Consider the following 11,229-nt stretch of genomic DNA (forward strand, 5'->3'; position numbering starts at 1 on the left):
AAAAATGGCTTCAGTCGAGTTCCAGCACCACCACCCGTTGTCCGGCGCGCACCGCCGAACCGGGTTGCACGCGGATCTCTCGCACCACACCGGCCAGCGGCGCGAGCACAGGGATTTCCATCTTCATCGACTCGAGAATCACCAGCACGTCGCCCGCCGCGACACGCTGGCCGGCCTCGACCTGCACCTGCCAGAGATTGCCGGCGATGTGGCTGTCGACGCTGTGTTCACCGTTTTCCAGTGGTGCTTCTTCGCTGGCGTCAGGCACGGCTTCTTCGCTGTCGAAATGCGCCTGGCCGCTGGCGATCCAGCGTTCGCGTTCAGCCTTGAACGCGCCCTGTTGCTGCGCACGGAAAGCGCTGATGCCCGCGGCTTCCTGACTGAGAAATGCCTGATAGTCGGCGAGGTTGAGCTGGCTGTGTTCGATGTTCAGATCAAAGCGCCCAAGGGGGAAATCGCGGCGAATGCGCAGCAGTTCTTCGGCGCTGACCGGGTAGAAACGGATCTGATCGAAGAAGCGCAGCAGCCACGGTTTGCCGTCGAACGCGGCGACTTCGCGATAGCGATTCCACATCTGCAGGGTGCGCCCGACAAACTGATAACCGCCCGGGCCTTCCATGCCGTACACACACATGTAGGCGCCGCCGATGCCGACCGAATTCTCGGCGGTCCAGGTACGTGCCGGGTTGTACTTGGTGGTCACCAGACGATGACGCGGGTCGAGCGGCGTGGCCACCGGCGCGCCGAGATAGACGTCGCCAAGGCCCATCACCAGATAGCTCGCATCGAACACCGTGCGCTGCACTTCGTCGAGATTTGGCAGGTCGTTGATGCGCCGGATGAACTCCAGATTGCTCGGGCACCACGGCGCGTCCTTGCGCACGGTGGTCATGTATTTCTCGATCGCCAACTGACAGGCCGGGTCGTTCCACGACAGCGGCAAGTGCACGATGCGCGAAGGCACCTGCAAGTCCTTGGCGGCGCACACCGCGTCCCATTCGCCAGCGATGATGCCCAGCAGATCGGCCAGCGGCAGTTGCTCGGGCTGGTAGTGCACTTGCAGCGAGCGAATGCCCGGGGTGAGGTCGATCACCCCATGCAGGGCTTGGCTTTCCAGCGCCTGCATCAGCGCGTGGGCGCGAAAGCGCAGGACCAGATCAAGCTCCGGCGCGCCGATTTCCAGCAGTAAATGAGTGTCGCCAGAAACCCTCCCGACAAGCCGCCGATCCCCCTGACCCAACTCAAGAACCACAGGCGACACAATCCCTTGTGGGAGCTGGCTTGCCAGCGATGAAGTTGATGCGGTGTCAGATCGGGCACCATCGCTGGCAAGCCAGCTCCCACAGGGTGCATCCCATTTCAGGGCGAGATCGCGGGCGGTGCCGAGGTCGACGGGAATGAACTGAATTTTATCGCCCGCCTTGAGCTGCCCCAGCTGCCACAGATCGGCCTCAATCACCGTCACCGGGCAGACGAACCCACCCAGGCTCGGGCCATCCGGGCCGAGAATCACCGGCATGTCCCCGGTGAAATCCACCGCACCAATCGCATACGGATTGTCATGGATGTTCGACGGGTGCAGACCCGCTTCACCGCCATCCTCACGCACCCACTCAGGCTTCGGTCCGATCAGGCGCACGCCGGTGCGGCTGGAGTTGAAGTGCACTTCCCACTGGGTCGCGAAGAACGTGGTGATGTAGTTTTCGCTGAAGTATTCCGGCGCGCCGTGCGGGCCGTAGATCACCCGGATCTGGCGCACGCTCGGCAGCGCAGTGATGTGCTGTTCGGCCAGTTGCTGGCCGGCGCTGTGGTCGGCCAATGCCGGCACATGCAAGACGTCACCGGCCCTCAACGCGCGCCCGCCATGCCCACCGAACTGGCCGAGGGTAAAGGTACTTTTGCTGCCCAGATAATCCGGCACCTGCACGCCGCCGCGCAGGCACAGATAACTGCGCGCGCCGGCGCCGCTGATGCTGCCCAGTTGCAATGTCGCGCCGGCCGGGATCAGCAGCGCGGTGTTCATCGGCACCGGTTCAGCGTCAAGGGTCAAGGCAATCGGCGCGCCGGTCACCGCGACCACCGCGTCACAATTGAAGCGCAGGATCGGCCCGCTCATGGTGATTTCCAGCGCGGCTGCGCCTTGTTCATTGCCGAGCAGGCGATTACCCAGACGCAGTGCTCGGCTGTCCATCGGCCCCGACGGAGGCACGCCGACGGCCCAATAGCCGAGGCGGCCGGGATAGTCCTGCACGCTGGTCTGCGTGCCGGCGCTGAGCACTTCGAAGGTGTTGGCGTGATAGAGCAGATTTTCCAGGCAACGGGTCCACGGCTGGGCGCTGGCGAATGGAGTATCGAGGAGAATCTGCCGCAGGTAATCGCGGTTGGTTTCCACGCCATACAGCAGGCTATCGCCCAGTGCCTGATGGAGTTCGGCGCGAGCCTGTTCGCGGCTCGGCGCCCAAGCGATGAGCTTGGCAATCATCGGGTCGAAATACGGCGGGATTTCCACACCGGCTTCGACCCAGGTGTCGATGCGCAACTCAACGCCGTTGGCTGGCGGAAACTGCACAGCGGTCAGCAGGCCCGGGCTCGGCTGGAAATCACGCCCCGGATCTTCCGCGTACAGACGTGCCTGAATCGCATGGCCCTGCGGTTCCAGGCCTTGATACAACTCGTTCAGCGGCGGCAGATCACCGGCGGCCAACTCGATCATCCAGCGCACCAGATCCACGTCCCACACCAGTTCGGTGACGCCGTGCTCGACCTGCAAGCGCGTGTTCACTTCGAGAAAATAGAAGCGCTGGCCCTCGCTGTCGAAGACGAATTCGACGGTGCCGGCGCTGCGGTAATTCACCGCTTGCGCCAGTTTGATCGCCGCTGCGCACAGCTCATCGGCCATGCCTTCTGGCAGGTTTGGCGCCGGGGTTTCTTCGAGGACTTTCTGGTTGCGCCGCTGCACCGAACAGTCGCGCACACCGAGAGCGATGACTTCACCGCAGCCGTCGCCGAACACTTGCACTTCCAGATGCCGCGCGCGTTCGATGTACTTCTCGATGAACACCCCGGCGTCGCTGAAGTTGTTCTCACCGAGGCGTTTCACCGCTTCGAATGATTCGCTCAATTCACTGGCGCTGCGGCACACGCGCATGCCGATGCCACCGCCGCCAGCGGTGCTTTTCAGCATCACCGGGTAGCCGACCTGTTCGGCGGCACTCAGCGCGCAATCGAGGCTGTCGAGCAGGTCGGTGCCTTCGAGCATCGGTACGCCGTGCTGTCTGGCCAATGCGCGAGCAGTGTGCTTGAGGCCGAACACCCGCAATTGCTCCGGCGTCGGGCCGATGAAGGCGATGCCCTGCGCTTCGCAGGCTTCGGCGAACGCTGCGTTTTCCGAGAGAAATCCGTAGCCGGGATGAATCGCCGTGGCGCCGCTTTGTTTGGCGATAGCGAGGATTTTATCGACGGCCAGATACGTCGCCGACGCCGCGCCTTCGCCGAGGCTGTGCGCTTCTGCGGCCTGGGAGATGTGCAGGCTGGCAGCATCGGCTTCTGAATACACGGCGACGCCTTGGGCCTTCAGCACGTTGATCGTGCGCAGGATGCGACAGGCAATCGCGCCACGGTTGGCGATGAGGATTTTTTCGAACATGGCATAACCCCTGAAGGGGGAGCGGGCCGTCCCGCTGTTTTTCGACAGACATCCGGGCCGTCCCGGATGGAAAAAACACACTTCACTCAAACCCACCACAAACCCCCTGTGGGAGCGAGCCTGCTCGCGAAGGCGGTGGATCAGCCACATCAATGCTGAATGACACGGCGCATTCGCGAGCAGGCTCGCTCCCACAGAGTTCAGGGTTGTCTGGTGGATTTCAGGCACTGCCCGGAACGCGCCTGGCACAGGGCAAAAAGCCAACGGCGTAAACGGCTGATGGTCAGTTCCATACCAGCAACTCCGCCGGGGTCGGGTTGTAGGCATTGCATGGATTGTTCAGCTGCGGGCAGTTGGAAATCAGCACGATGACGTCCATCTCCGCGCGCAAATCAACGTACTTGCCCGGCGCGGAAATACCGTCCTCGAAAGTCAGCCCGCCATCCGCCGTCACTGGCACGTTCATGAAGAAATTGATGTTCGGCCCGATGTCGCTCTTGCTCAATCGGCCGTCGTGGGCGCAGGCGCGCAGGTAGTTGTCGCGGCAGCTGTGCATGTAGCGTTTTTCCAGGGCGTAGCGCACGGTGTTGCTCTCTTGCGCGCAGGCGCCGCCGAGGGTGTCGTGGCGCCCGCAGGTGTCGGCAACGATGGTCAGCATCGGCTGGCCGAGGTTGGAATACAGCACGCTGCCGGTGCTCAGGTAGACGCTGTTCTGCCGGCGCAAGGTGCGTTGCACGTCGTAGCGTTCCTTCGGGTTGGCGAGGCTGTAAAACAAAGTGTCGACGGCCTGATTGCCTTCCAGATCGAGGATGCGCAGGGTCTGCCCGGCCTTGACTTCCATCAGCCAGGGCTCGCCGGCGGGAATGGTGGCGCGGTAGATCGCGCTGTCGGCTTGCTTGTGCGAAGTGGCGATTGCGAGTGACATGGCAGCGATCCTCAGGCGAACAAACGGTCGGTGTTGATAAAGCCGCGCTCGTTTTCCGGGCGCGAAGTGCGGCAGTGTTCGGCGACGCTGGCGTCGGCGTTCATCCAGCTCAGCTTCAGAGGTTTCGGGGCGTATTCGGGTGACGGGTCCATCGGATGTTGCAGGGCGGTGAGCACCACCAGGGTGTCCATCGGCGCGTACAACTCGATGTAGTCACCGGCCTTCGAATTGCCCTCGACGAAGTGGAAACGCCCGGCCTCATCGACGTTCACACGGCTGAACAGGTTGAGGGTCATCAGCAGGTCGGACAGGCCCAGGCCCCACTTGCCGAGTTCCACCAGCAGGTTGTCGGTGCCGTTACGAAAGAAGCCGTTGCGCAGTTCCTGGTAGCGGCCCTGGCCGTATTTTTCTGCGACCTCTTGCGCGCACAGCACGCCGCCGAGGCTGTCGCTCCAGCCGCAGGTGTCGGCGGTGATCGCGGCGAGCACGCGGCCCATGTCCGAGTACAGGCAGTGGCCGGCGGTGAGCTTGGCGGTGTGTTGGCATTTGAGGCTGTCGGGCAGGTTCAGCCGCTCGGTTTTTTCATGGGCATTGAGCAAGGTCAGGCTGACATTGGCGCCGCCGCGCAGGTCGGTCAGGCGCAGTAACTGGCCGCGCTTGAGCACGAACGAACGGTGGCCGCCGCCCGGCAGCAGCTCTTCAGCGAAGGGTGGGAAGAGTTGGATTGAATCAGTCATTGCAGCAGTCCTCTCAAGCAGTGCGAAGGGTGCCCGCCAGCGGCAGGGCCTCGACGGCGGCGCGCTGGGCGCGGCGGTCGCTGTTCAACGGGATGTCGTAGGTGATGCGGGCGCCATAGGCGCCGGGGGCGTGCGGGTCGAGGCGCACCTTGTCGAACACCAGCAGGCGCGTGCCGAGGCTGAAGCCCTCGGACAGGTCGTGGGTGACCATGAACACCGTCAGTTGCGTCTCGCGCCACAGCTCCAGCAGCAGCGCGTGCATGTCTTTGCGAATGCCCGGGTCGAGTGCGCCGAAGGGCTCGTCGAGCAGCAACACGCGCGGCTTCATGATCAGCGCCTGGGCAATCGCCAGCCGTTGCTGCATGCCGCCGGACAGCTGTGCCGGGTACTTGTCCAGCGCATGGCCGAGGCCGACTTTTGTCAGCAGTGCTGCCGCCTGTTCGCGGGCCTCGCGTTTGGCGTTGCCGAACAGCCGACCAAGCAAGGGCGCGCGCGGCAATTCGAGACCGAGGGCGACGTTGTCGAGCACGCTCAGATGCGGGAACACCGAGTAGCGCTGAAAGACCACGCCACGGCTGGCATCCGGCTCGCTGGCCAAGGGCTGGCCGTCGAGCAGAATCTCCCCGCGACTGGCGCTTTCCTGGCCGAGCAGCAGGCGCAGGAAGGTCGATTTGCCGCAACCGGAGGCGCCGACCAGGGTGCAGAACTCGCCTTCGTTGACGCTCAGGTTCAAGCCTTCCAGCACCACTTGATCGGCGTACTGCTGCCAGACGTTTTTTACTGTGATGAAGCTCATTTCGCCGCTCCCTCATACCAAGGGAAAGCGCGCTGGGTCAGCTGTTTCAGGCCCCAGTCCATCAGCCAGGCGAGCAGGGTGATCCACACCACGTAGGGCAGGATCACGTCCATGGCCAGGTAGCGCCGCACCAGAAAGATCCGGTAGCCGAGGCCATCGGTGGAGGCGATCGCTTCGGCAGCAATCAGGAACAGCCACGCCGAACCGAGCATCAAGCGCAGCGAGATCAGCAAGCGCGGCAACAGCTGCGGCAGAACCACGCGCAGCATCAGCGTCCAGGTCGAGGCGCTCAGGGTCTGCGCCTTGATCAGCAGTTCGACCGGAATGTCGCGGGCACGCTGTTCCAGATCCCGGGCCAGCGCCGGGGTGATGCCGATGACGATCAGCATGACTTTCGACAACTCGCCCAGCCCGAAGACGATGAACAGAATCGGCAGGATCGCCAGCGGCGGCACCATCGACAGCACCGTCAGCAGCGGCGACAACGGCGCGCCGAACAGCGGCAGGGTGCCCGCCGCAATACCGAGGCAAAGACCTGCCAGCGCCGCGATGCCGAGGCCGATGGCCAAGCGCCGCAGACTCGACGCAGTGTCTTGCCACAACAGGTATTCGCCGGTGCGGCTGTCGGCGTTGAAGGCCAGGCGTTTTACCGCGTCGCTCATCTGCACGGCGCTGGGCAGCAGTTTGTCGTTGGGGTTGTCCGCCAGGCGCTCGGCCGAGCCTGTGAAGTAGGCGAACAGCACCAGCGCGAACGGCAGGATCACCAGCAACAGGCGACTCGGGCGATCGGGGTGGCGATTGATCAGGCGCATGGCCAAATCCTCCGTGGCTTACAGCTTGGCGTCGGCGGCCATCTGCACGTAGGTCGGATCGAAACGCAGCTTGAGATTGGCGGTGTCGCCGCTGGTCACGCCGTTGGCGAAGGACATGCCCACCGCGCTCGGGTCCTTCGCGCCTTCGCCGAGCAGACCATGCTCGAAGGAGAATTCGGCGACCTTGCGCATGGTGTCCGGCAGTTGTTTGCTGGTGGCGAAATTCAGCGCTTCGCTCGGCGTGGCGAACAGTTTTGTGGTGTCCAGTTGCGCCTGGAAGCCGGCGAGATCGGTACCCGAGGCCTTGGCCATGTGCTCCAGCGCAGCTTTGCTCGCGGCACTTTTCGCGTTCATCAAAGCGACCACTTCGAACCACGCCCCGGTCAGCGCTTTGCCCAGCGCCGGGTTGTCTTTGAGGGTGGCGCTGTTGACCACCATCATGTCCATGATCTCGCCGGGGATCTGGCTGGAATTGAACACTTCGGTGACGCCGGGTTTGGCTTTGATATCCGAGAGCATCGGGTTCCAGGTGGTCACGGCGTTGACGTCGTCGGTGTTGAACGCGGCGGCAATGTCGGCGTCGGAGGTGTTGACCACTTTCAGGTCTTTCTCGGTCAGGTCCACCGAGTCCAGTGCCCGGGCCAGCAGGTAATGGGAGACCGACAGCTCGACCAGATTGACGTCCATGCCTTTCAGATCGGCGACTTTTTTACCTTCGCCTTTGAGCACGATGCCATCGTTGCCGTTGGAGAAATCGCTGACGATCAGCGCGGAGCTGTCGACACCACCGGCAGCCGGAATGGTCAGCGCATCCATGTTGGTCATGGTGCAGCCGTCGAACTGGCCGGCGGTGTACTGGTTGATCGATTCGACGTAGTCGTTGAGCTGCACGACGTCGATCTTGATCCCGTATTTCTTCGCCCATTTGTCGACGATGCCCTGGCTGCCGGCGTATTCCCATGGCATCCAGCCGGCGTAGATCGTCCAGCACACGCTGAAGTGGTCTTTCTGGGCGGCGGAAGATTGCGTGCTGATGAGCGCGGCGAAGGCGGCGGCGAGCAGGGCGGGGAAACGTAGTCGGATCATTGCGGATTCTCCAGTTGATCGAGGGCGGACAGGAAGGCAACGCGGCACCGCGAACGGTGGCTTGTCTCCCGGGCTTTTGTCCCGCCGTGTAACCTCAACTGGAGGTCGCCAACTCTCGGACCAGCCACTCGCGATTACGAGCCGGAACCCTAGTCAGCCATTGCAAATTGTGGTGCCGCGAACCTGTGATGACTCCTGCACGGGTTTGCTAAAGCGAGAGACGTGCCAAGTCGGGCCGAGGCCTCTGCGGCGGGGATCTGCTGGATTGCCGAGGTGAGCGGGGCGAGCGGGGCGAGCGACAGCGCATCGTGGTGGTGCGTGGTTGCACCGTCATGCAGCGTGTTCAGGGTTCACGGGGCGTTGATTTGCGGATTAACAAGATTTCATGATCACTTGTTTCAACTTGTTGCAGGAACGCACCAGATTCCGAAACCGCTGTCTGATTCTTCGACAGTCACGCAATTGCTGACGGTCGCCTGCCAGCGTCGCTGGTGTGGCCAACCCGCGGTCCAGGAGGCCGCCATGTATCGCCGAATCGTACTGCTTGCCGTGATGCTTTTTTCCCTTGGCGGATGCGTTCCTTATTCCTATGGAGACAGCTACTACAGGTCAGAGGTCTACACATCACCCGCACCGGCCTATTACAGCGGTGGCGGCTCCTATTACCGCAGCGGCGGCACTTATTACACTCAGCCGCGCTACTACCAGCCAGCGCCGCGGTACTACCAGCAACCGCGTTATTACCAGGCGCCGCGGCACTATCAACCGGCCCCGCGTTATTACGAAAGCCGTCGCTGGCACGGCAATGATCGCGGACGCTGGGACGGCCACCGTCGCGGCGGTTGGGACAATGACCACCGCGGTCGCGGCAACTATGATCGCCACAGCGGTCGGCGTGACTACAACGGCCGTGGCAACCGCTGGTAACTGACTGCAAATAAAAAAGCGGCGCATGATGCGCCGCTTTTTTTTGCCCGTCGAAAAGTCCTTTCGTTGGCCATCTCCTAGGACAATCCCGGAAGCGTCCTACAGTTTCATTTCGTGGCGTTTGTTAGCGTTCGTGGATGCCGAACGAGGCGAGCAATCCTCAGCTCGATAGCGGCGAAAAATGGACGTTTAGCGCTATGAAGCTTCTGGTTATTCACCAAAATTTTCCGGGTCAGTTCCGTCATGTGGTGCTGGCGGCGCTGGAGCGCGGTGATGAGGTTGTGGCGATAGGTCGGGACACTGCACCGGGCGTCGCCGGTGTGGAAATCCATCGATATCGAGCGACCAGCCGAGCGCCCGGCAATATTCACCCGTATCTGATCCGCTACGAACAAGCGGTGATCGACGGGCAGAAGGTTTTTGAAATCCTGGGCAGGCTGAAACGTTCGGGCTATCAGCCAGACGTGATTCTTGCTCATCCCGGATGGGGAGAGACGCTGTTTGCCAAGGACGTCTATGCCGATACGCCGCTGATTCACTATTGCGAGTATTACTATCGAGCGCAGGGCGCCGATTGCGGGTTCGACCCTGAATTCCGGCGAGCCGCAAGGGAGTCGTCACGGCTGCGAGTGCTCAACTCGCTGCATCTGTTGAATCTTCAACAATGCGATATCGCAATCGCGCCTACGCAGTGGCAGCGCAGCCTGTTTCCGGCCGCTTACCGGTCGGCGATTCGGGTCATTCACGAAGGTGTGATTCAAAATTCTGACCTGGCGAAAGTCGGGGCAGTCAGATTGCCCAATGGAATCGAGGTCAAAGCCGGACAGCCGATCGTTACCTATGTCGCCAGAAACCTTGAGCCTTATCGCGGCTTTCACAGTTTCATGCGAGCTATCCCGCTTATTCAGGCCGAGTGCCCCGACGCGCAGATCATCGTGGTTGGCGGTGACGGTGTCAGTTATGGGAGTAAGCCGGTCGGGTACCCGGATTGGCGCAGCAGGATGGAGGCGGAGGTCAGTTTCGATCACTCCAGAGTGCATTTCACAGGGAAACTTCCTTACCAGACTTATCGAGCGGTTCTGCGGTGTTCGAAAGTTCATGTCTATTTGACGTATCCGTTTGTCTTGTCCTGGTCGTTACTGGAGGCGATGGCGTCCGGTTGTGTGGTTGTTGCGTCGGATACGGCTCCGGTAAGGGAAGTCATTGTCGAGGGGGCGAATGGCATATTGGTGGATTTCTTCGACCATCAAGAAATTGCCAGAAGTGTATGCAAGGTTTTGAAGTCGGCAGGTGAGTACGATGGTCTTGCCAGCGCCGCGAAGTTGACGGCAGGTCGGTTCAGTGTGGAATCGGGCGTGAGCCAATATTTTGAGGTTTTTGCAAGCGCGATATCCGGGCATAGCGACATACCAACCGTTCCGCAGTTTGAGCGGGAGGTTTGAAATGTCCAGGAAGTCGCGTAAGCAGGCGATCAAGTGGTTTAAAAGGTTGTTGAAGTATGGATTGTTCTTTTATGTCTGTTACTGCGTAGCGGAATTTTATATTCGCAAAGAACAAACTGCCGAGTCGGCGGCTATTCACCAGGCAAACGAGAAAGCTTGCCAGAACAAGCTGGCGAGCATGCAGCAAGTGCCGATATTAGGCGGCGCCTATATAGATAAGACGCTAGTCCCTGAGTTTTATGTAGGCATGCCTGAAATGGTGAACAAGAAAGCGTGTCTGGCGATTGCTCTGAAGGGGCTTTTCTGGTGGACCGGGACGGGGCTGCACCGGTACCAGGATCAGCGCGCAGAGTCGATCCCCAAAAGTTGGCGGCTTTATAAATTGAATGCCGGGCTTTTTACCAGGAAAGAAGCTACCGAGCCCCATGAGCGGGGTTATCGGCACGTCAACTGGCCGGATGAGTTGATTGTGAAACTAAAGAATTATCCGGGGCTGGAGATTTGGCTCGATGCACCTCCACCGCATTTCAAGAATGAAGATTCGGTTAGAACGTTTGTCATTACTGGCTGGCCGCGGCGAGATGGAACCCCTCGGTTGATCAACTGTGACGGCTTGATTCGCCCGGCTTCGGAGGAAAAGCTGACTGACGAGAAACTGGCAAGGTTCAGCAGAACTGAATTGGAAAATCTTGATTTCGGCAAACTGAATTTCTTCTGCGCTATCAATCTGGATAACTTCGACTTCGCTGGTGGGCACGGTGGCGTAAAACTCGGATTAGCGTCATTACGCGAAGCACCTGAGATGCTCAAGTATCTCAGTGGTTATCTTTCACGGGCGGTTATTACAAGGAAGTAACA

The 11,229-nt window shown here is 60.9% G+C and carries 9 protein-coding genes and 1 riboswitch; of the genes, 3 read left to right on the forward strand and 6 right to left on the reverse strand.

Translation table 11 applies throughout. The features are described 5' to 3' along the window. Positions 1–10 precede the first annotated feature (10 nt). From uca to ACZ9BE_RS04170, 6 genes are all read right to left on the reverse strand, one after another. Positions 11–3,646, reverse strand: coding sequence for an urea carboxylase (gene uca / locus ACZ9BE_RS04145; RefSeq protein WP_476248932.1), 3,636 nt, complete (start codon positions 3,644–3,646; stop codon positions 11–13). A gap of 283 nt (positions 3,647–3,929) precedes the next feature. After that, positions 3,930–4,571 carry an urea amidolyase associated protein UAAP2 gene (locus ACZ9BE_RS04150; protein WP_016771291.1) on the reverse strand — a complete coding sequence of 214 codons (642 nt, stop codon included), beginning with the start codon at positions 4,569–4,571 and terminating at the stop codon, positions 3,930–3,932. 11 nt (positions 4,572–4,582) lie between these two features. Beyond that, complete coding sequence (locus ACZ9BE_RS04155; RefSeq protein ID WP_056783496.1) at positions 4,583–5,308, reverse strand: urea amidolyase associated protein UAAP1; 726 nt, start codon at positions 5,306–5,308, stop codon at positions 4,583–4,585. 13 nt (positions 5,309–5,321) lie between these two features. Beyond that, positions 5,322–6,104: an ABC transporter ATP-binding protein gene (locus tag ACZ9BE_RS04160; protein WP_476248933.1), complete on the reverse strand. Its 783-nt coding sequence runs from the start codon at positions 6,102–6,104 to the stop codon at positions 5,322–5,324. Next, a complete protein-coding gene (locus ACZ9BE_RS04165; RefSeq protein ID WP_476248934.1) occupies positions 6,101–6,916 on the reverse strand; it encodes an ABC transporter permease in 816 nt (271 codons plus the stop codon). The genes ACZ9BE_RS04160 and ACZ9BE_RS04165 overlap by 4 nt, the downstream gene beginning before the upstream one ends. An 18-nt stretch (positions 6,917–6,934) precedes the next feature. Then, entirely contained in the window at positions 6,935–8,002 is a 1,068-nt protein-coding gene (locus ACZ9BE_RS04170) for a putative urea ABC transporter substrate-binding protein (RefSeq protein WP_476248935.1), read from the reverse strand. A 63-nt stretch (positions 8,003–8,065) separates the two neighbouring features. Further along, positions 8,066–8,166: riboswitch (guanidine-I (ykkC/yxkD leader) on the reverse strand. 358 nt (positions 8,167–8,524) lie between these two features. Between ACZ9BE_RS04170 and ACZ9BE_RS04175 the strand changes: the two genes are divergently transcribed. The 3 genes from ACZ9BE_RS04175 to ACZ9BE_RS04185 all read left to right on the forward strand — a co-directional run bounded on the left by ACZ9BE_RS04175 (position 8,525) and on the right by ACZ9BE_RS04185 (position 11,227). Then, positions 8,525–8,929, forward strand: coding sequence for a hypothetical protein (locus ACZ9BE_RS04175; protein WP_039760873.1), 405 nt, complete (start codon positions 8,525–8,527; stop codon positions 8,927–8,929). A 197-nt stretch (positions 8,930–9,126) separates the two neighbouring features. Continuing rightward, entirely contained in the window at positions 9,127–10,371 is a 1,245-nt protein-coding gene (locus tag ACZ9BE_RS04180; RefSeq protein WP_150636496.1) for a glycosyltransferase family 4 protein, read from the forward strand. Between the two features lies 1 nt (position 10,372). Further along, positions 10,373–11,227 (forward strand): hypothetical protein, encoded by an 855-nt coding sequence (locus tag ACZ9BE_RS04185; RefSeq protein ID WP_476248936.1) that lies wholly within the window; start codon positions 10,373–10,375, stop codon positions 11,225–11,227. Positions 11,228–11,229 lie beyond the last annotated feature (2 nt).

Source organism: Pseudomonas sp. TE9122 (genome assembly GCF_056278925.1).

What these genes read in the sequence shown, in the direction of transcription:
- uca (WP_476248932.1), bottom strand. Translation starts at nt 3,646, where the DNA reads ATGTTCGAAAAAATCCTCATCGCCAACCGTGGCGCGATTGCCTGTCGC.
- ACZ9BE_RS04150 (WP_016771291.1), bottom strand. Translation starts at nt 4,571, where the DNA reads ATGTCACTCGCAATCGCCACTTCGCACAAGCAAGCCGACAGCGCGATC.
- ACZ9BE_RS04155 (WP_056783496.1), bottom strand. Translation starts at nt 5,308, where the DNA reads ATGACTGATTCAATCCAACTCTTCCCACCCTTCGCTGAAGAGCTGCTG.
- ACZ9BE_RS04160 (WP_476248933.1), bottom strand. Translation starts at nt 6,104, where the DNA reads ATGAGCTTCATCACAGTAAAAAACGTCTGGCAGCAGTACGCCGATCAA.
- ACZ9BE_RS04165 (WP_476248934.1), bottom strand. Translation starts at nt 6,916, where the DNA reads ATGCGCCTGATCAATCGCCACCCCGATCGCCCGAGTCGCCTGTTGCTG.
- ACZ9BE_RS04170 (WP_476248935.1), bottom strand. Translation starts at nt 8,002, where the DNA reads ATGATCCGACTACGTTTCCCCGCCCTGCTCGCCGCCGCCTTCGCCGCG.
- ACZ9BE_RS04175 (WP_039760873.1), top strand. Translation starts at nt 8,525, where the DNA reads ATGTATCGCCGAATCGTACTGCTTGCCGTGATGCTTTTTTCCCTTGGC.
- ACZ9BE_RS04180 (WP_150636496.1), top strand. Translation starts at nt 9,127, where the DNA reads ATGAAGCTTCTGGTTATTCACCAAAATTTTCCGGGTCAGTTCCGTCAT.
- ACZ9BE_RS04185 (WP_476248936.1), top strand. Translation starts at nt 10,373, where the DNA reads ATGTCCAGGAAGTCGCGTAAGCAGGCGATCAAGTGGTTTAAAAGGTTG.